Source organism: Mesobacillus jeotgali (assembly GCF_002874535.1).
GTDB lineage: Bacteria > Bacillota > Bacilli > Bacillales > Cytobacillaceae > Mesobacillus > Mesobacillus jeotgali.
The window spans coordinates 3,786,065-3,805,820 of record NZ_CP025025.1 but is presented as its reverse complement, the minus strand read 5'-3'; the positions used below and the strand labels follow the sequence as shown (position 1 = coordinate 3,805,820).

The 19,756-nt window shown below is 44.1% G+C and carries 18 protein-coding genes and 1 riboswitch; of the genes, 16 read left to right on the top strand and 2 right to left on the bottom strand.

The window, feature by feature from the left end; genetic code table 11:
- Positions 1-56: 56 nt before the first annotated feature.
- The 15 genes from CD004_RS19260 to CD004_RS23910 all read left to right on the top strand — a co-directional run bounded on the left by CD004_RS19260 (position 57) and on the right by CD004_RS23910 (position 16,541).
- Complete coding sequence (locus CD004_RS19260; protein WP_102264226.1) at positions 57-428, top strand: carboxymuconolactone decarboxylase family protein; 372 nt, start codon at positions 57-59, stop codon at positions 426-428.
- A gap of 265 nt (positions 429-693) precedes the next feature.
- Entirely contained in the window at positions 694-846 is a 153-nt protein-coding gene (locus CD004_RS23915) for a YuzK family famiily protein (protein ID WP_158651600.1), read from the top strand.
- Between the two features lie 959 nt (positions 847-1,805).
- Entirely contained in the window at positions 1,806-2,591 is a 786-nt protein-coding gene (gene sufC / locus CD004_RS19255) for a Fe-S cluster assembly ATPase SufC (RefSeq protein WP_102264225.1), read from the top strand.
- Between the two features lie 18 nt (positions 2,592-2,609).
- Complete coding sequence (gene sufD, locus CD004_RS19250; RefSeq protein WP_102264224.1) at positions 2,610-3,917, top strand: Fe-S cluster assembly protein SufD; 1,308 nt, start codon at positions 2,610-2,612, stop codon at positions 3,915-3,917.
- The gene (locus tag CD004_RS19245; protein WP_102264223.1) at positions 3,917-5,146 is read left to right on the top strand and encodes a cysteine desulfurase; all 1,230 of its coding nucleotides are present in this window, start codon (positions 3,917-3,919) and stop codon (positions 5,144-5,146) included. The genes sufD and CD004_RS19245 overlap by 1 nt, the downstream gene beginning before the upstream one ends.
- Entirely contained in the window at positions 5,136-5,582 is a 447-nt protein-coding gene (gene sufU / locus CD004_RS19240; protein WP_102264222.1) for a Fe-S cluster assembly sulfur transfer protein SufU, read from the top strand. Before CD004_RS19245 ends, sufU begins: the two co-directional genes overlap by 11 nt.
- Positions 5,583-5,695: 113 nt before the next feature.
- A complete protein-coding gene (sufB, locus tag CD004_RS19235; protein ID WP_079507085.1) occupies positions 5,696-7,093 on the top strand; it encodes a Fe-S cluster assembly protein SufB in 1,398 nt (465 codons plus the stop codon).
- A gap of 494 nt (positions 7,094-7,587) precedes the next feature.
- Complete coding sequence (locus tag CD004_RS19230; protein WP_102264221.1) at positions 7,588-8,436, top strand: DUF72 domain-containing protein; 849 nt, start codon at positions 7,588-7,590, stop codon at positions 8,434-8,436.
- Positions 8,437-8,502: 66 nt separating this feature from the next.
- A complete protein-coding gene (locus CD004_RS19225; protein ID WP_102264220.1) occupies positions 8,503-9,873 on the top strand; it encodes a bifunctional metallophosphatase/5'-nucleotidase in 1,371 nt (456 codons plus the stop codon).
- Between the two features lie 127 nt (positions 9,874-10,000).
- A complete protein-coding gene (locus CD004_RS19220; RefSeq protein ID WP_102265174.1) occupies positions 10,001-10,303 on the top strand; it encodes a YunC family protein in 303 nt (100 codons plus the stop codon).
- A 427-nt stretch (positions 10,304-10,730) separates the two neighbouring features.
- A complete protein-coding gene (locus CD004_RS19210; RefSeq protein ID WP_102264218.1) occupies positions 10,731-11,840 on the top strand; it encodes an HD-GYP domain-containing protein in 1,110 nt (369 codons plus the stop codon).
- Positions 11,841-11,931: 91 nt separating this feature from the next.
- Complete coding sequence (gene yunB / locus CD004_RS19205; protein WP_102264217.1) at positions 11,932-12,702, top strand: sporulation protein YunB; 771 nt, start codon at positions 11,932-11,934, stop codon at positions 12,700-12,702.
- Positions 12,703-12,768: 66 nt separating this feature from the next.
- A riboswitch (Lysine riboswitch) is annotated at positions 12,769-12,952 on the top strand.
- A 141-nt stretch (positions 12,953-13,093) separates the two neighbouring features.
- Positions 13,094-14,680 carry a Na+/H+ antiporter NhaC family protein gene (locus tag CD004_RS19200; protein WP_102264216.1) on the top strand — a complete coding sequence of 529 codons (1,587 nt, stop codon included), beginning with the start codon at positions 13,094-13,096 and terminating at the stop codon, positions 14,678-14,680.
- A 248-nt stretch (positions 14,681-14,928) separates the two neighbouring features.
- Complete coding sequence (locus CD004_RS19195) at positions 14,929-16,440, top strand: sodium-dependent transporter (protein WP_102264215.1); 1,512 nt, start codon at positions 14,929-14,931, stop codon at positions 16,438-16,440.
- The gene (locus CD004_RS23910; RefSeq protein WP_158651599.1) at positions 16,440-16,541 is read left to right on the top strand and encodes a methionine/alanine import family NSS transporter small subunit; all 102 of its coding nucleotides are present in this window, start codon (positions 16,440-16,442) and stop codon (positions 16,539-16,541) included. Before CD004_RS19195 ends, CD004_RS23910 begins: the two co-directional genes overlap by 1 nt.
- Positions 16,542-16,681: 140 nt before the next feature.
- Here the strand turns inward: CD004_RS23910 and CD004_RS19190 are convergent, their stop codons facing one another.
- Entirely contained in the window at positions 16,682-17,623 is a 942-nt protein-coding gene (locus tag CD004_RS19190) for a M23 family metallopeptidase (protein WP_102265173.1), read from the bottom strand.
- 433 nt (positions 17,624-18,056) lie between these two features.
- Here CD004_RS19190 and lipA point away from each other — a divergent pair, with 433 nt between their 5' ends.
- On the top strand, positions 18,057-18,971 hold the full coding sequence (gene lipA / locus CD004_RS19185) for a lipoyl synthase (RefSeq protein WP_170030007.1): 915 nt from the start codon (positions 18,057-18,059) through the stop codon (positions 18,969-18,971).
- Positions 18,972-19,023: 52 nt separating this feature from the next.
- Here lipA and CD004_RS19180 read toward each other — a convergent pair whose 3' ends face one another.
- Entirely contained in the window at positions 19,024-19,719 is a 696-nt protein-coding gene (locus CD004_RS19180) for a YhcN/YlaJ family sporulation lipoprotein (protein WP_102264214.1), read from the bottom strand.
- Between the last annotated feature and the right edge of the window lie 37 nt (positions 19,720-19,756).

Sequence of the window (19,756 nt, the reverse complement as noted above, 5' to 3'; positions counted from 1 at the left end):
ACCGACTGTGAAAATTAACATACTAACCGAGAAAAAAGCAGAATGGAGTGGAAGCAATGGAGCATCATTATGAACCTCGGAATTCAACAGAAGCAGCACTGCATGAATATAAGCAAGGCCTGGGTGTATTTACACAAAGAATGCCAGAGCTTGCCAGGCATTATAATGCGTTTACTGAAGTATGTTTTCAGGAAGGGACTTTAACGCAAAAAGAAAAGCAGCTGATCGCTTTAGGAATTTCATTGTATTCACAGGATGAATATTGCATTATATATCATTTAAAAGGCTGCCTTGACCAGGGGGCAACGGAAGAACAAATTCTGGAAGCGGTGGGAGTTACTGCTGCTTTTGGTGGCGGCGCGGCAATGAGCCAGGCAGTGACACTCGTCCAGGAAGCAATGGCCGAACTAAATACTTTGAAGCAGTAAAAGCTGTTTTATACAGCAGAACTGGCTGTTAAATAACAGGAAAGGCTCCATTTGGGAGGATATTGCCAGTATTCTAAGAATGGCAGAGGTGAAGTCGCGTTAGGACCCCTTACTCCATCACATCCAAAATTTAACGGTTTTAACCGCTTTGATAGTGGTAAATAAAAGGTGTTAAGATTGCACTATCAAAAAAATCGCTTATTAAAGCGAAAAACCGAAGGGATGATTCACTATTAGTCAGCTAAAACTGAACTACACAAGTGAAATGGAAAAAGCGATGCATGGAGCTCATGGAATTAGTTACGAGGTATACAGCATGAACCATGACGCAAGAATGGAAGTCGAAAGAAAACGCGAAAGAGAGTATATCAAAAGCCAACGGATGGTCGCAGACCTGGACAGAAAAGTCCACTCGTAAGCGAGAGTATATATAATAGAAGAAAAATTTTGGGACCAGTGTGAATTATGCACTGGTTTCTTTATTGTGTGTTGTTGAAATAACCTGAGGGAGATTGGTTATCATAGATGTTCTTTTTTATTTTGACAGGTTTGATGTATTAGGGTGGAAAGCTGTCAAGAAAAAGCCGTTATTTTGACAGGTTTGGGATGTCAGGCCGATAAGCTGTCAAGAAAAGGCAGTTATTGTGACAGGTTTGAGGTGTAAGGGCAAAAAGTTGTCAAGAAAAAGGTGTTATTGTGACAGGTTTGAGGTGTAAGGACGAAAAGCTGTCAGAAGTCGAGGTAAGATCAGACAAGTTTGATCTCAAAAGGGGAAAATCTGTCAGAAGATGAGGTGACTTCAGACAGGTTGGGTGCCAAAAGAGGAAAAGCTGTCAGAACCGGGAGTGACTTCGGCCTTGGGGTACATTTTTTTATAATAGAAGGTAAAAAATAAAATGATGTCCAAGCTGTGAGCGGTATATCCGACTTAAAATTGCTTGTTCTGTTAAAATGGAATTGTGTTATGTCGTCGCATGTCGCCATTCAGCTAGCTGAATGGCGGGGTGGGGGAAGTGGAAAGAATCAAGGGAGTCCATCTGTAGATTGATATGTAAATCAGAGTTTCTGCTGATTTTTGGCTCACTTCGGAAGCTTACGCTTCACTGGCTTTTCAGCCGCAGCTGAAAAGCTGCCGAGTGGAAATGAAACGCTGCAAGCAAATGAATTTGCTCGGTCGTTTCCTTCCCACTCGGCATGAGCCAAAAATCCACGCGGGTTTGACAATAATCTACAGGGTTCTTTGTTTTTCTTTCCACTTTTAAGGTGTTGCTAACACTTTTCATTTGTTATAAGATTGTAATGAGAATAAAATGAGAATAGAGTTTTTGACGGCAAGAGTCGGCTTAAAATCTTTTCTATATTGACGGAGGTAATATTATGGCAGGATCTGTATTATCAATTAAGGACCTTCAAGTTGAGATTGAAGGCAAGCAGATATTAAAAGGTGTGGATATTGAAGTTAAGGGTGGAGAAATCCATGCAATCATGGGACCTAACGGTACTGGTAAATCCACTTTATCTTCTGCAATCATGGGTCACCCTAAGTATGAAGTAACAAATGGAACAGTTACGCTTGATGGCGAAGATGTTCTTGAAATGGAAGTTGATGAGAGAGCACGCGCTGGTCTTTTCCTTGCTATGCAATATCCAAGTGAAATCAGCGGTGTAACAAATGCGGACTTCTTACGTTCTGCTTTGAACAGCCGTCTTGGCGAAGGTAATGAAATTTCTCTTATGAAGTTCATCCGCAAGATGGATAAGCAAATGGAATTCCTTGAAATGGATCTTGATATGGCACAGCGTTATCTTAACGAAGGTTTCTCCGGCGGTGAGAAGAAGCGTAACGAGATTCTTCAATTAATGATGCTTGAACCAAAAATCGCAATCCTGGATGAAATCGACTCAGGTCTTGATATCGATGCATTGAAGGTTGTTTCTAAAGGAATCAATGAAATGCGCGGCGAAGATTTCGGCTGCTTGATCATCACTCACTACCAGCGCCTTCTTGACTACATCACTCCTGACTATGTTCACGTTATGATGCAGGGCCGCATTGTGAAGTCTGGCGGACCAGAACTTGCACAGCGCTTAGAAGCAGAAGGATACGACTGGATTAAGAAAGAACTGGGCATCGAAGACGAAACAGTTGGGCAAGAAGCTTAAGCGTTGGGGGGATTTATAATGACTACGGAAACGAAATGGGCTTTTGACCAGGAGTACATTACTTCCTTCTCAAAAGAAATGAATGAACCGGAATGGCTGACAGAGCTTCGTGTACAATCTCTTGCAAAAGCAGAAGATCTCTCAATGCCAAAACCGGATAAGACGAAGATTGATAAATGGAATTTTACGCAATTTGAAAAACTGCTCGTTAAAAGCGATGTTTTTTCATCAATCGACGAGCTTCCTGAAGAGGTAAAAGCGCTTGTTGACGAGGAAGCAAAGGATAGCAGTCTATATGTTCAGCGCAACAACAAGCCTGCATATCTTCAGCTTTCAAAGGAAATGCAAGAGCAAGGCGTTATTTTCACCGATATTTTCACAGCTGCACGCGAGTACAGCGATCTGCTGAAGAAATATTTCATGACAGCTGTTAAAAACGACGAGCACCGTTTGACTGCGCTTCATGCAGCATTCATGAACGGCGGTGCATTCCTATATGTTCCTAAAAATGTTCAAGTCAAGAACCCGATCCAGGCAATCTTCCTGCATGATGATGCTGAAGCGAACCTTTTCAACCACGTGCTTGTAGCTGCAGAAGATAACAGTTCTGTAACTTATGTTGAGAACTACATCTCAACTACTGGCAAGGTGAACGGATTGGTGAATATCGTAACGGAAGCAATCGCTGGCCAAAATGCGAAAATCCAGTACGGTGCAGTTGATACTTTGGCTGAAGGTCTCACAACTTATGTGAACCGTCGCGGCCATGCTGGAAGAGATGCTCGTATCGAATGGGCTCTTGGCATGATGAACGATGGAAACACAATTTCTGAAAACACTACGAACCTTGTTGGTGACGGTTCTTACGGTGACACGAAGACGGTTGTTGTTGGTCGCGGAGAACAGACTCAGAACTTCACAACAGCCATCATCCATTTCGGTAAAAATTCTGAAGGCTATATCCTGAAGCACGGTGTTGTGAAGGATAGCGCGACTTCTATTTTTAACGGAATCGGAAAAATCGAGCATGGTGCTTCTAAGTCGAACGCAGAACAAGAATCTCGCGTACTTATGTTAAGTGAAAAAGCTCGTGGGGACGCTAACCCCATCCTTCTAATCGATGAAGATGATGTAACAGCTGGCCACGCGGCTTCTGTTGGACGCGTTGATCCATTGCAGCTTTACTACTTGATGAGCCGCGGTATTCCGAAGCACGAGGCAGAGCGCCTTGTCATCCACGGATTCCTTGCTCCAGTTGTAAATGAGCTTCCGATCGAGGGAGTTAAAAAGCAGTTGGTTGAGGTAATCGAAAGGAAAGTTAAATAATGAACGCCCGCGAAATTCGTGAATTATTTCCGATTTTAAATCAGGAAGTCAATGGCAGCCCGCTTGTCTATCTGGACAGCGCGGCAACATCACAGAAGCCCGTGCAGGTTATTGAAGCACTGGACAAATATTATCGCGAATACAACTCCAACGTACACCGTGGTGTCCATACTCTTGGAACAAGAGCCACTGATGGTTACGAAGGAACAAGGGAAAAAGTCCGAAAGTTCATTAATGCAAAATCAATCGAAGAAATTATTTTCACCCGCGGTACCACTACTGCAATCAACACGGTAGCTGCTAGTTACGGTCGTGATAATCTCAAAGAGGGCGATGAAATTGTCATCTCCTACATGGAGCATCACAGTAATATCATCCCGTGGCAGCAGGTAGCAAAACAGACGGGTGCAACATTGAAATATATCGACCTGCAGGAAGATGGCACGATCTCACTTGATACTGTAAGAGAAACGGTTACGGAGAATACGAAAATCGTCTCCATCATGCAGGTTTCCAACGTACTGGGTGTCATGAACCCAATCAAGGAGATTGCCGAAATTGCCCACCAGAATGGTGCGATTATGGTTGTCGATGGCGCTCAAAGCGCTCCGCATATGAAGATAGATGTTCAGGACCTAAACTGCGATTTTCTCGCTTTTTCCGGACATAAGATGTGCGGGCCGACCGGTATCGGCGTATTATATGGCAAGAAGGCACTTCTTGAAAAAATGGAGCCGGTTGAGTTTGGCGGCGAAATGATTGACTTCGTAGGACTTCAGGAGTCAACATGGAAAGAGCTGCCGTGGAAATTCGAAGGCGGAACACCGATCATCGCAGGTGCGATCGGACTTGGCGCCGCAATCGACTTCCTGAATGAAATTGGTCTCGATAATATCGAGAAGCACGAACACGCTCTTGCAGCTTACGCAATGGATAAAATGTCTGAAATTGAAGGCATGACCATTTATGGCCCGAAGGAAGCCGGCAAGCGTGCTGGACTTGTAACATTCAATATTGATGACGTGCATCCACATGATGTGGCAACTGTATTAGATGCTGAAGGAATCGCCGTACGCGCGGGCCACCATTGTGCACAGCCTTTGATGAAATGGCTGAAGGCGTCCGCGACAGCACGTGCAAGCTTCTACCTGTACAACACAGAAGAAGATATTGACAAGCTCGTGACCGGACTTGTCAAAACAAAGGAGTATTTCAGCGATGTCTTTTAATAATTTAGATAACCTTTATCGGCAAGTTATTATGGATCACTATAAGAACCCTCGCAATAAAGGTGTTTTGGAAGAAGGCAGCCTGACGGTAAATATGAACAACCCGACATGCGGCGACCGCATCCAGTTGACGATGAAAGTCGAAGACGGCAAGGTAGAGGACGCGAAATTTGAAGGGGAAGGCTGCTCGATTTCCATGTCCTCTGCTTCAATGATGACGCAGGCGGTCAAAGGAAGACCAATCGAGGAAGCTTTAAAGCTTTCAACGGTTTTTTCTGACATCATGCAGGGAAAAGACTATGAAGAGGATGATCTTGACCTCGGGGATATTGAAGCACTGCAAGGTGTTGCGAAATTCCCTGCAAGGATCAAATGTGCTACTCTTGCATGGAAGGCAATGGAGAAAGGCCTGAAGGAAGAGGAAGACAGCCAATAAGGAATCATCGCATATGATTTCTTTTCGAAACAGCTGCGGGGGATTGGCCTGCAGCGAACAACTACAAAGCAGGAGACCTGGTTTCCTTGCTTTAAGAATGGAGGAATTCGACGATGGCTAAAAAAATGCCAGAGATCGGTGATTATAAGTACGGATTTTCCGACAAAGACGTTTCCATCTTCCGGTCTAAGCGCGGCCTGACGCGTGAAATCGTTGAAGAAATTTCAAAAATGAAGGAAGAGCCCCAGTGGATGCTGGACTTCCGTTTAAAATCATTAGAGCACTTCTACAATATGCCAATGCCTCAATGGGGCGGAGACATGGCTTCATTAAACTTTGATGAAATCACATATTACGTAAAACCTTCAGAGCGCTCTGAAAAATCATGGGATGAAGTTCCTGATGAAATCAAGGCGACTTTCGATAAGCTTGGTATCCCTGAAGCTGAGCAAAAATACCTTGCAGGTGTTTCTGCGCAATACGAATCAGAAGTTGTATACCACAACATGAAGGAAGAGCTTGAAGAGCTAGGAATCGTCTTCAAAGACACAGATTCTGCTCTAAAAGAAAACGAAGACATTTTCCGTGAGCATTTCGGAAAAGTCATCCCTCCAACAGACAACAAGTTTTCAGCATTAAACTCTGCGGTCTGGTCTGGCGGATCTTTCATCTATGTTCCTAAAGGAATCAAAGTGGATACTCCACTTCAGGCGTACTTCCGCATCAACTCTGAAAACATGGGTCAATTCGAGCGTACACTGATCATCGTTGATGAAGGCGCGCACGTACATTATGTTGAAGGATGTACAGCTCCTGTTTACACAACAAACTCACTTCACAGTGCGGTTGTTGAAATTATCATTAAAAAAGACGCATATTGCCGTTACACAACTATCCAGAACTGGGCAAACAACGTCTTCAACCTTGTAACAAAGCGTGCAGTCTGTGAAGCGAACGCGACAATGGAATGGATCGATGGCAACATCGGTTCCAAGCTGACTATGAAATACCCAGCGGTCATCCTTAAGGGCGAAGGCGCTCGCGGGATGACATTATCGATCGCAATCGCTGGTAAAGGCCAGCATCAGGATGCAGGTGCGAAAATGATCCACCTTGCTCCAAACACATCATCAACAATCGTATCTAAATCAATCTCAAAGCAAGGCGGAAAAGTAACATACCGCGGAATCGTCCACTTCGGACGCAAAGCTGACGGCGCCCGCTCTAACATTGAGTGCGATACGTTGATCATGGATAACAAGTCTACTTCAGATACAATTCCATACAATGAAATCCTGAACGACAACATTTCTCTTGAGCACGAAGCGAAAGTTTCCAAAGTATCAGAAGAGCAGTTGTTCTACCTGATGAGCCGCGGAGTTTCCGAAGAAGAAGCAACAGAAATGATCGTCATGGGCTTCATTGAGCCATTCACAAAAGAATTGCCAATGGAATACGCAGTCGAAATGAACCGCCTGATCAAGTTCGAAATGGAAGGTTCAATCGGTTAATAATGATAGTTACGGGAATCCACCTGCCTCAGCAGGTGGATTTTTTGCATGTTAAAAGCATATGTATCTTACATAGCTTAAGTCGTTTTCCGTATGTAAGATTATCCAATTATGGGAGATGTTACGCGCAAGTAAAAAAAAAATTCATTAAGAGATTCCGGTGTTTTTTGGGGCAATTAATGAGTTTGAGTGTACGGATTTGTCATGGTAGTGTGCAATTCCGGATATACAGATTGACATTTTTATGTAAAAAGTAGTGATTATCTAGAATTTCGTAGTGATTCGGTCCATTTTCGTAGTGATAAGCATCAAAAGTGTAGTGGTTCCTGGCAAAAACGTAGTGATTCATCCCAAAAACGTAGTGATTATCAGTTACCAAAGCAAAAATATATGTGTTTTCTCTCTTCTATAAGGGGGAATTATGGTTAAACGATGTCATAGTTCTTATTCAGAAGGTAATTATGCTATCATGAAGGTAAAATGGAGGTGCACAGATGATTATTGTTGGCTTAACGGGCTGGGGAGACCATGACAGTTTATATGAAGGCAGGGTTTCAGCACGAGATAAACTAAAGGAGTACTCCAGCCACTTTCCCGCAGTCGAGGTCGATGCCTCTTTTTACGCTGTGCAGCCTGTGAGGAATGCCGCGAAATGGGTAGATGACACACCTGACAATTTTCAATTCATTGTTAAAGCGTACCAGGGAATGACCGGGCACCAGCGCGGTGAAATTCCTTTTACTGATAAAAATGAGATGTTCGCTGCTTACATAGAATCGTTGAAGCCTTACCTGGAAGCGAATAAGCACGCAATGACACTTTTCCAGTTTCCGCCGTGGTTTGACCTGCGCAAGGAGAATGTCGATTATTTGCGCTGGTGCCGTGATCAAATGGGGGATTTAGATTGTGCGCTCGAATTCCGCAACCAATCATGGTTCACAGATGAAATGCGCGAGAAGACACTGGATTTTATGAGAGAGGAAAAATGGATCCACAGCATCTGTGATGAACCGCAGGCAGGGGCGGGCTCCATTCCAACGGTTCTTCAATCTACATCGAAAGATAAAGTTCTTGTCCGTTTCCATGGCCGCAATGTCCATGGCTGGAACAAGAAAGGAAAAGGCGAGGATTGGCGTGAAGTCCGCTATTTATATCGCTATAATCACGGTGAATTAAAAGAGTGGGCAGACCGCCTGAAAAAGTTAAATGAAAGCACATACCAGGTTTTCGCACTGTTCAACAACAATTCCGGCGGAGATGCTGCTGATAATGCCAAACAAATGGTGGAGCTGTTGGACATAGAATATGAAGGGTTAAACCCGAGGCAGCTGGATTTGTTTTAAGACTTTGGATCCCTCCTGACAACATGTAGGGGGGCACTTCATTTTTAAAAGAGGATGGATGGTTAGATGGAAGAGATTATTCATATTTACCATACGAATGATTTGCATAGCCATTTGGAGCACTGGCCAAGCATCCATAAGCTGGTGACTGAACGCAGGCGCTGGCACGAGGAAGAGGGCGACGAGGTCCTTGTTTTCGATATCGGCGATCATATGGACCGCTGGCATCCATTATCAGATGCGACCAGGGGAAAGGCAAATTGCCGTCTTTTGAATGAGGCTGGCTACGATGCGGCGACGATAGGGAATAATGAAGGAATCACTCTTCCTTTCGAAGACCTGGATTCGATGTATCTTGAAAAGAATTTCGAAATGCTGATAGCAAATCTATATAATCGGGATGGGAGCAGGCCGGAGTGGGTTAAGCCCTATCATGTATACATAAGCAAAAGCGGGACTAGAATCGGTGTCATTGGCGTCACAGTTAATTTTTCGCGGTTTTATGCACAGCTGGGCTGGAAGCTTAACGACCCGATTGATGAATTGAAGAAATGCGTTGATCAATTAAAGGGAGAAACGGATCTGATTATCCTTTTATCGCATCTTGGAATCCATGATGATGAAATGATTGCCGGGATGTTCCCGGAGATTGACGTCATTCTCGGCGGCCATACCCACCACATTTTACATGAGGGAAAAGAAGTTGATGGCAGCTTGCTGGCAGGAGCCGGGAAGTTTGGATACTATACAGGCCATGTGACTTTGAAGCTGGATGGGAACTCGAAAGAAATTCTACATAAGAAAGCGATGCTCTATGATATGAACGAAGCAGATCAAGCTCATGATGAGCAGCAAATGGCAGAAGGATACTTCCAGGAAGGCAAAACGCTGATGGCAGAAAGTGTTGCTTTACTTCCAGAGGGTTTAAAGGCAGACCCACTTCAGCATTCAGAGCTTTCCAAGATGCTCACACAGGCGCTGCGGGAATGGTGCAATGCCGATTGTGCGTTCATGAATGCCGGGATGATCCTTAAAGGCCTGAAGCAAGGAAATGTAACAAAGTTCGACCTGCTCGAAATTTGTCCGCATCCAATCAATCCTTGCACGATCAGGATATCAGGAGCAGAGCTAAAAGAAGTGCTCCTGCAGACCAGGGATGATAAATGGCCACATCTGCAGATAAAAGGTCTTGGCTTCCGCGGCACCGTCATGGGAGTCATGGAGTATGATGGAATCGAATTTCAGCAAAAAGGGAATTACACTCAGATTTTCATCAATGGCAAACTGATCGAGGCCAAGGAACACTACACACTGGCGATTCCTGATATGTTCACGTTTGGCCGCTTTTTCCCAGAAATCCAGCGGGCTGAGGAAAAAAGATACTGGCTGCCGGAATTTCTCCGCAACTTGCTAGAGTGGAAGCTTGCGTCTTATTAAAGGTTGGTTCCTTAGTTTAATTCAGCAGAAATTTTTTACCAACCTTCACCAATATCTGATCAAAATATCACGCTTTCCCTCTATCCTTCATAAAGTGTTATTGGGATTGAAGGAGGGAGTTGTGATCATGATCGACATGTCACCTATTGAAATAGAAGGCAGGACGTTTTTATGTATTTCTGTAAAACTGCCTAAGACAAACCTGCTTGTCGTTACAGGAGATAAAGGATACATTATGTGCGGTGCTCTGGATGTCGCACTTCTCAATGAAAAACTTAAGGGCAGGAAGGTTATTGCCGGCAGGGCGGTTGGGGTAAAAACAATCGAAGAATTGCTCGAGGCCCCGCTGGAGTCGGTTACTTATGAAGCGGAGAACCTTGGTGCAATAAAAGGTATGATCGGCAAAGAAGCATTGTTGCTCATGAATTGAAAAGACAGCCTGTTTGGCTGTCTTTTTGCTTTTATAAGAAAGTATAAACTTATTACACGTAGATTAGTGTCTAGCACCAGCACCTAGCTGCTCGAGTCGCTTCGGTCCGCCCAATGAAGTCAAAGAACGACTTCACTGTCAGGCCCTCCAGCGCATGTCGGGGCTGACCAAGGTGCTTGCGCTTTTCCAGTTATCATGTGAACTTATTGTGGCAATTGTTAAGAATCAATGGAGCTATCCGATATATTAGTTGAACTGCTTTTTTCCCAACTTAAAAATACAAAAGGTATCACCAATCTTATAATTATTGTGATAGAATATAAGAAAATATTGTCGTTTTATGTAAAATTTTCTTTTTTTATGGCTTTTTTCAAAAACTTTTGCCGAAAATAGCCACCACCAACTAACAGATAAAGTGGGAATTGACATGAGACTCGTAGCCACCACTTCGGTAGAGGAAGGGGCTTTACTCGGAAAAGCCATCTATAATGACAAGGGCCAGGTTCTTTTAAATGTAGGCGCAAGGCTCGAAGGCAAAATCCTTAGCCGACTTGAAGAGTTTGGTATTGATTATATTTATATCAAAGACCCTGATACAGACGATATCATTGTGAGAAATTCCATATCAGATGAATTGCGCGTCAATGCAATTATGACGATTGGGGATACATTTAAGCAAATTCAGCTGGATTCGAAGCTTTCACAAACCTTTGTGCTGGAAAAATCCGCGAGGAAATTCAAGAAGCTGATCAGTGCTTTGCTTGATGAACTTCAAAGGAGTAAAGAGCTGTTGAACTTGCTTTCGGATGTGTTTCTGCATGACCACTATATTTTTTCTCATTCTTTGAATGTTACTTTATATGCCCTGGCGATTGGCATCGAAATGAAGTTGACTCCTAAAGAGCTTGAGCAACTGGGGCTCGGTGCGATTTTACATGATGTTGGAAAAATGAAGGTTCCAGAAGAAATTTTATCAAAACCAGGCAAGCTGACTGCGGAAGAGTTCCAAGTCATAAAGGCACACGCTGAAGATGGCTTTCAGATGCTCAGGAATATCCCGACCGTTCCGCTAATAGTGGCTCATTGTGCCTATCAGCATCACGAACGCTTGAATGGTGCAGGATATCCACGTGGATTGAAAGAGGACGAAATCCACTTATTCGGAAAGATACTTGGTGTGGCTGATGTTTTTGACGCCGTTACTTCTAATCGTGTATATCGGCCAGCGATGCTTCCACATGAGGGTCTTGAAATCCTCTATTCGGGTTCAGGCAGCCTGTTTGATCCAAAGGTAGTCGATGCCTTCCGAAGAGCGGTGGCGATATATCCGGTCGGCCTTACCGTTATGTTAAACGATGGGCGAAAGGGAGTAGTGGCCGAGCAGAATCCTGGCTTGAGTGAGCGCCCTGTTGTCCGTATTCTCGAGGAAAGCGGCCGAAAAGTAGATCCATACCAGCTTGATTTGCAATCGAACTTATCCCTGATGATTGTCAGCTGTGATACGATTATTAAGTATGAGTACGCGGCTAATTATTAATTTTTCCAGATTTGCAGGTACAACTTTAAATACTTTTTAGGCTAGTTCCCCCCTTTGAAGCATACATATAGCTTTAGAGGGGGGATTTGTTTTGGCAAAATTCGGTCGGCGGCTGCCTCGAAAAGGGCCTTTGCCTTTCAGGTATGTATTCCTGCTGACATTCGTCTTTTTTTCCTTTTCAACAGCAGGAGGATTGTGGATCATAGATAAAGGGCTCGAGCCCACATTAATGAAATATGCAGAATCCCAGACTAGAAAAATCGCTACGCTTGTAATCAATAAGGCGATCAATAAGAAGATTGCCAATGGGATGGATATTGATAAAGTAATTGAATTTGTTCCGGTGGATGGCGGAACGACTACTGTAGTGAAATTCAATACCGAAATCATCAATAGGGTGAAAGCAGAAACAACAAATATTGTGCAAATGAACTTAAAAGAAGCGGAAAGAGGGAATCTCACCTCACTCGAGATGCTGACAGATGTCGAGCTTGTCACCGATGAAGAGGACAGGGAAGCAGGAATCATTTATTACGTTCCATTGGGCCAGGCCACCAATAATGCACTCCTTGGTAATATGGGCCCGAGAGTTCCTGTGAAGTTCAACGCGATTGGTGACGTAACTGCTGACGTTGTCTGGGATACAGAAGAGCACGGAATCAACAATACGCTGATCAATGTTTCGGTCAGGGTAAAAGTCAATGTGCAGATTATTATTCCGTTTGCGACGGAAATAGCGACTGTACAGGAAAATATTCCGATTGGCAGCTTCTACTACCCTGGAAAGGTACCTCAATTTTATAATGGCGGCGGAGGAGTCGTACCACCTGCTATTCAGGTTCCTGGCCAGCCTGGGCAATAAAAACAGTTGTCAAGTTAGCGATATTGTTATATTATAAAATCAATTGAATAATAAACCACATCATTCCGATGGGGTAGAGGCGCAGGATTCAAGAGTAAGCTGTGTGAGGATGACAACGTTGATCACAGCTAAAAGGGAATTTTGCCGAAGCAATAATTAGTGAGTCACATTTTTTATTGCTGGGGATACTTTGAACAGGAGTATCACTGTCATTATGGAGGTATATCCATAATGGGGAGCTACAGATCGTGATGGAGACACTAGTTGCTTATTAAGGGCAGCGATAGAATGTTCTCTATCGTTGCCCTTTTTTATTTATTTTTAAAAAGTAGCTACAACTCTTTTCATGTAAAAGTTTCCCCCTGTCAAAAACAAGGAGGAGAAAGAAAGAATGGAGAACACAATTTTTTCATTGCTGCCGCCATTAGTGGCAATCTTAATGGTAGTGATCACAAGACGGGTGCTACTGTCTTTGGGGACAGGCATCATCGCAGCAGCTTTTTTGCTCGCTGAATTTAATGTCGCAGAAACATTTGCTATTATGTGGGACGCGATCAAGGGGATTGTTGTCGCAGATGGCGAACTGAACACATATAGCCTGTACATCATCCTATTCTTATTATTATTGGGTACAATCACAGCGTTCATTTCCATTTCAGGCGGAAGCCGTGCGTTTGGCGAATGGGCGATGAAACGTGTAAAAACAAGAGTCGGAGCACAGCTTGTTGGCGCATTTTTAGGAGTTGTTATTTTCATTGATGATTATTTCAATGCTCTGGCAGTCGGTCAAATCACACGCCCGATCACAGACCGCCAGAAGGTTTCTCGTGCGAAGCTTGCTTACTTGATTGACTCTACTTCTGCACCTGTCTGTGTCATCTCACCGATTTCGAGCTGGGGTGCTTATATTATTGCTTTGATTGGTACCATCCTCGCTGCTCATGGAGTTAGCGAATATACGGCGTTTTCAGCGTTCATGCAAATGGCGCCAATGAACTTTTACGCACTTGCAGCGTTAGCGATGGTCTTTATCGTAGCTCTTCGAAATATCGAAATTGGACCTATGAAAAAGCATGAAGAACGTGCGATTACTGAAGGAATCGTCGTTCCACAGGACAAGCCTGTACCGGGCGAACTGAAGGATGACCTTCCTACAAGCACAAAAGGGACAGTTGGAGACCTTGTATGGCCGATTGTAGCCCTTATCGCTGGAACTGTAGGCATGATGATTTGGACTGGGGCAAGCGCTGTGGAAGGCAATGTTACAATCTTAGCGATCTTCGAAAACACAGATGTAACGAAGTCTCTTGTTACTGGCGGTTTGCTCGGCCTGGCTGTTGCACTGATTCTGTTTGCAAGGCAGGCAGTAGTGTTAAAAGGCGTCAATGCCAATGTTTTTGGCAAAGGAATTGTTGAGGGCATTAAGTCAATGCTCCCGGCTATCTATATCCTGGTCTTCGCATGGGTGATTGTTGATTTGATTGGAAGACTTGAAACTGGCAAGTATCTCGCTGGTATTGTTGAAAGCTCTAATATTAATATCTCATTCCTGCCGTTCCTGCTATTCCTCGTAGCTGGAATCATGGCTTTCTCAACAGGAACTTCATGGGGATCATTCGGCATCCTGCTTCCAATTGCCGGGGATATCGCTGCTGCAGCTGATATCAACCTCATGCTGCCAGCATTAGCAGCAGTATTGGCGGGCGCGGTTTTTGGTGACCACTGTTCACCAATATCCGATACTACGATCCTTTCATCAACAGGGGCTGGTTCACACCACTTAGACCATGTCATGACCCAGCTGCCATACGCTTTGATTTCCGCTGCGATTTCTTCTGTTGGATTCTTGATCATTGGTTTCACAGGAAGCACTCTGACAGCTCTTGCGGTAGTGGCAATCCTGCTTGTTGCTTTTGCTTTCATATTCGGAAGCAAGACAAACCAGGAAGAAGTTCTAAAAGAAAATCTTGCAGAATAATGTTAAAGGCTGTCTGAATATCAGACAGCCTTTTCATATTTTTAAAAAAGTGGGAATAGAATCCCAATTAATAGGGGTGTTGGTATAGTTGGGAAAACTTTTTAGGAATATTTTTATTATGACCGAAATAATATTTTGACAAGCAATTAAAAACTAGCTATACTATTCCTAGACTAAATAATCTGAAAATATAAAACTTTCTAATTATCAACATTTTCCAGATAATTAGAAGGCGAGGGGGATTAAAAATGGAAAATCGTCCACAGTGGGGAACGAGGGCAGGATTCATTCTTGCCGCAGTAGGATCGGCAGTCGGGTTGGGAAATATTTGGCGCTTCCCGGGAGTAGCTTATGAGAATGGCGGTGGAGCATTCTTCTTCCCATACTTATTCGCACTCTTGACGGCTGGTATTCCAATCCTGATTCTGGAGTTCACACTCGGTCATAAGTATCGTGGTTCTGCACCGCTAAGTTTTGCAAGGTTCAATAAAAAATCTGAATGGATCGGCTGGTGGCAGGTTGCTGTTTCATTCGTCATCTCGACGTACTATGCAGTCATCATTGCCTGGGCAATGTCTTACGCTTATTTCTCGCTCAGCAAGCAGTGGGGGGATGACCCGACAAGTTTCCTTATCGGCGATTACTTAAAAGTAGTTGACGCTGGCACTGTTGGAAGTATCGTACCTGGTGTGTTCCTTCCATTAGTCATTGTATGGGTAATCACTCTTGGTATCTTGTTCAAGGGAGTCAAGAAAGGTATTGAAGTAGCGAACAAAATTTTTATTCCTGCACTTGTTATTTTATTCATGGTTATCGTTGTTCGCGCTTTAACTCTAGATGGAGCAATTGATGGCGTTAATGCATTTTTCAAGCCAGACTGGAGCCAGATCCTGAATGGTAAGGTATGGGTAGCTGCTTATGGACAGATTTTCTTCAGTTTATCCATTGCTTTTGCAATCATGATTACTTATTCAAGTTACCTTCCAAAGAAATCTGATATCACTAACAACGCATTCATTACTGCGTTTGCTAACTCTTCTTTCGAGTTGCTTGCTGGTATCGGAGTATTCGCGGCATTGGGCTTTATGGCAATGGAGTCAGGTAAGCCAATTGAAGAGGTTGTGAGTAAAGGTGTCATCCTTGCATTTGCGGTATTCCCGCAGATCATTAATGAATTGCCAGCGTTCAGTGCAGCGTTCGGAGTGTTATTCTTCGTCAGCTTGACATTGGCTGGACTGTCTTCATTGATTTCAATCGTTGAGACTTATGTAGCCGGCGTACAGGACAAATTCAATGTTTCCCGTACAAAGGCTGTTGCAATCGGCGGCGGTCTATCTGCGTTGATTTCAATCCTGTTTGCAACACAGGGCGGCTTGAACTTCCTGGATTCAGCGGATGCGTTCATCAATAACTATGGTGTTGCTCTTGCTGGACTTGTACAGGTAGTATTCATTGCCTGGGTTGCCAAGGAACTTGACAGCCTGCGTGCGCATGCTGATGGCATTTCTGACATTCGCCTTGGAAGCTGGTGGAATATTTCCTTGAAATACATCACACCAGTAGTCCTGGGGATCATGATGGTAATGAATATCCTTACAGATATTAAAACTAGCTACGGCGGCTACCCAGTTATGTTTAATGTATACTCAGGCTGGCTTGTAGCAATTGGTGCCATTGTCGTCGGATTCCTTTTCACCTACGCGAAGAAATGGGATAAAACGCTATACGAAATTCCACAAGACAAGGGGGTTTCAAAATAATGGATCTTAGTGCATTAGTAATGATGGTTGTAGGTGTGGTAATTATCTGGGGAGGACTTGCAGCGAGCGTCATTCACGCAGTAAGGAAAGCCCGTTCATAAAATGGGAAGGCCAACCGGAATGGTTGGCCTTTTTACTTTTTTAGGATATTATAATTTTTTTATTTGTGGATAAATAAACGTAGATCTTAATCCAGCTCCAGCGTCCAGCCCCTCGAGTCGCTTTCGCTTTTTATTCATGCTTATTTCTTCAGCCTTGCTCTTTCCTGCCTGGCCCACAATTTCAGATGTGGATATGGGTCAAATGACCATTCAGTATAGCCGTTGTCCTTATACATTCCGTAATGCAGATGGGGAGGGAATTTTCCGCTTGTTCCTGGAGGCCCATACCCCGAGCTGCCGACACCGCCGATCACGGTTCCAGGCTCGACTATTTGCCCTACCTTGAGGTCTTTTGCAAAGCCGCTCAAGTGGGCGTAGTAATGGTAAGTATTATTGATATCGCGGATTCCGACCCGCCATCCGCCATACTTGTTCCAGCCCTTCATTTCAACGATTCCGAATCCTGTCGCGCGTACAGGAACTCCATAGCCAGCGAAAATATCGGTTCCTTCATGAATCCGCCTGCCGCCCCAGCCACGAACGTCTCCCCATGTATTGTTATAGCTATGGTTACTCCGGAGTGGCATAGGAAATACATGTGTATCAAGATCTAACCGGCCAAAATGCTTGTAAATCATCGCTTTTCCAATGATGATCCCAACTGTTTTGTCACGCTTATAGTAATTCCAAAGCCCAATTTTTAAATTCTCATGATCGGTCCCATATGATAGCAAGTATTGAGCAAAAGCCTGGAGTACGTCCTCGTCATCCTTTAAGCTTGCTTTGCCATCACCGTTCCCATCGAATCCAATACCATTGAAAAATTGAATGGATACGGGATTGTCATCCTCAAGATTAGGGTTCAGAAGTCCAGCCCACTCTTCCGGCTTGAAATATACCCCGGCAACCCCTTCAGCTTTGGGCAGATCTTTTCTTGCTTGGCGGACATTCCGCTCATATTGGTCCACCGCGGCAATATAGTACCAGGGGATCTGGGTAACAGCTTCTACTTTGGTATAGAGTTCCATCCTTTTTTTATAAACATCTTCTTGTCCCTGTTCAGCTGCAGTTGCTTTATCCATGAACAGGACTGGGGATAGTAAAAAAAGAACGATAACTGCTTTAAGGAATTTCACCGTAATCCTCCCTTCATGATTTAGCTCCTTTAATTTCGAGCGGCAACGCTTCATATTTTAAAAGCTAGCGCAGCCGCTTTTCTATGTCTAGCTCCAGCGCCTAACCCCTCGAGAAGCTTCGGTCAGCCCAATGAAGTCAAAGAAAGACTTCACCGGTCAGCCCTCCAGCGCTGGTCGGGGTTGACCAAGGCGCTTCTGCTTTTCTTGTTATAGTTTGCGATGATGGGGATTTTTCATAAATATCAAATAATGGTAATGGCAAATTTATCGTACTTGTCGATAGTTTTTCATTGTGTTAAAGTGACATCAGAAGCTGTATACTGGCCTTGATTTTTACATGGTGTTCTTGATGTAATGCAGCAGGAATGGAGTGAAAATAATGAGCAAAAAAGAGGTACAGAGAAAGCCTGATTGGCTGAAAATAAAGTTAAATACGAATGAAAACTATACAGGCTTAAAAAAGATGATGCGCGAGAAAAATCTACATACTGTATGTGAAGAAGCAAAATGCCCGAACATCCACGAGTGCTGGGCAGTAAGAAGAACCGCGACCTTCATGATCCTTGGGGATGTATGTACGCGTGCATGCCGTTTTTGTGCTGTAAAAACTGGTCTTCCTACTGAGCTTGATTGGCAGGAGCCGGAAAGAGTAGCGGATTCAGTTACACTTATGAACCTTAAGCATGTCGTAGTAACGGCCGTTGCCCGGGATGACCTGAAGGATGGGGGAGCAGCTGTTTTTGCCGAGACAGTAAGAGCGATCCGCAAGAAAAACCCATTCACTTCAATTGAAGTATTGCCTTCAGATATGGGCGGAGTTGAGGAAAACCTGAAAACACTTATGGACGCACGTCCAGATATCCTGAACCACAATATTGAAACGGTTAAACGCTTGACGCCAAGAATCCGTGCACGTGCAACTTATGAGCGTTCACTTGAGTTCCTGCGTCGTGCAAAAGAAATGCAGCCAGATATCCCGACGAAATCCAGTATCATGGTTGGATTAGGCGAAACGAAGGAAGAATTGATTGAAGCAATGGATGATTTGCGTGCCAACAATGTGGACATTCTTACGCTTGGTCAATACCTGCAGCCTTCCAAGAAGCATCTTGAGGTCCAGAAATACTATCATCCAGACGAGTTTGCCGAGCTCAGGGAAATTGCGATTGAAAAAGGCTTCAGCCATTGCGAAGCAGGCCCACTTGTTCGTTCATCCTATCATGCAGATGAGCAGGTTAATTCAGCCGCAAAACATAGACAGCAGCTTGCAGAGCAGGAAGCTCAACAGGCGTAAAAAACGTTATCTTTTAAAAAAGAGTTCAGCACCATATGCTGAACTCTTTTCATTATTTCCCTTGCTTCATCTGTCTTGAAATATCGTCTTTGTCCGTTTCTTCATTCAATTCGCCCTCTGCTTCACCATTGGCATTTTCACCAGAGGTCATGTCACGGCCCTGAGGAGATTTAAGCATTTGTTTGACTACTCCATCAACTAACTCATCAACATCACGGCTATCTGTATCGAGTGAGGCAAAGTTCTCGACCTCATTGCGAAGGCTTGTGTCATCCGAAACGTACACGTGGAACCAGCGCGGTACGACTGACATTGCCATTCGCTTCACCTGGTCCGCAGTCTGGTCACGATCTTGAGAGTCTGTTTCGTATACAATCAGGACTTCCTCGTCGGTTACAAGTGTCGACACATCATCTACATTCTGTGCCATTAAACTAAACTTGCTGATCATATCTGCAATTTGTTCGCGGTCGATTGCTGTGTACGCACTATTCATCTCGTCGGCGCCCATTACTCCTGTTTTTTGATGGCGCACATAACCGAAATCTTCGCTTTTATCATTGAATCCTCGCCCATTCTCATTGTATAATTCTGGGCGCTGGTTATTGGCATTCAATGTATTCCCGCTTTGCTGGTAAATTCCAGCTCCGCCATCCCGGCCGGCTGTTGAGGCGTTATCGTCTCCGCCTGCACATCCCGTCATAGCCACTGTTCCACAAATGCCAAGAGCCATTATTGCTTTTTTCAATTAAAACACCCCCTAATCATTAGAATGGCTCTGAAAT

Coding starts and splice junctions, on each gene's coding strand:
- CD004_RS19260 (WP_102264226.1), top strand. CDS start 57: ATGGAGCATCATTATGAACCTCGGAATTCAACAGAAGCAGCACTGCAT.
- CD004_RS23915 (WP_158651600.1), top strand. CDS start 694: ATGGAAAAAGCGATGCATGGAGCTCATGGAATTAGTTACGAGGTATAC.
- sufC (WP_102264225.1), top strand. CDS start 1,806: ATGGCAGGATCTGTATTATCAATTAAGGACCTTCAAGTTGAGATTGAA.
- sufD (WP_102264224.1), top strand. CDS start 2,610: ATGACTACGGAAACGAAATGGGCTTTTGACCAGGAGTACATTACTTCC.
- CD004_RS19245 (WP_102264223.1), top strand. CDS start 3,917: ATGAACGCCCGCGAAATTCGTGAATTATTTCCGATTTTAAATCAGGAA.
- sufU (WP_102264222.1), top strand. CDS start 5,136: ATGTCTTTTAATAATTTAGATAACCTTTATCGGCAAGTTATTATGGAT.
- sufB (WP_079507085.1), top strand. CDS start 5,696: ATGGCTAAAAAAATGCCAGAGATCGGTGATTATAAGTACGGATTTTCC.
- CD004_RS19230 (WP_102264221.1), top strand. CDS start 7,588: ATGATTATTGTTGGCTTAACGGGCTGGGGAGACCATGACAGTTTATAT.
- CD004_RS19225 (WP_102264220.1), top strand. CDS start 8,503: ATGGAAGAGATTATTCATATTTACCATACGAATGATTTGCATAGCCAT.
- CD004_RS19220 (WP_102265174.1), top strand. CDS start 10,001: ATGATCGACATGTCACCTATTGAAATAGAAGGCAGGACGTTTTTATGT.
- CD004_RS19210 (WP_102264218.1), top strand. CDS start 10,731: ATGAGACTCGTAGCCACCACTTCGGTAGAGGAAGGGGCTTTACTCGGA.
- CD004_RS19200 (WP_102264216.1), top strand. CDS start 13,094: ATGGAGAACACAATTTTTTCATTGCTGCCGCCATTAGTGGCAATCTTA.
- CD004_RS19195 (WP_102264215.1), top strand. CDS start 14,929: ATGGAAAATCGTCCACAGTGGGGAACGAGGGCAGGATTCATTCTTGCC.
- CD004_RS23910 (WP_158651599.1), top strand. CDS start 16,440: ATGGATCTTAGTGCATTAGTAATGATGGTTGTAGGTGTGGTAATTATC.
- CD004_RS19190 (WP_102265173.1), bottom strand. CDS start 17,623: ATGGATAAAGCAACTGCAGCTGAACAGGGACAAGAAGATGTTTATAAA.
- lipA (WP_170030007.1), top strand. CDS start 18,057: ATGAGCAAAAAAGAGGTACAGAGAAAGCCTGATTGGCTGAAAATAAAG.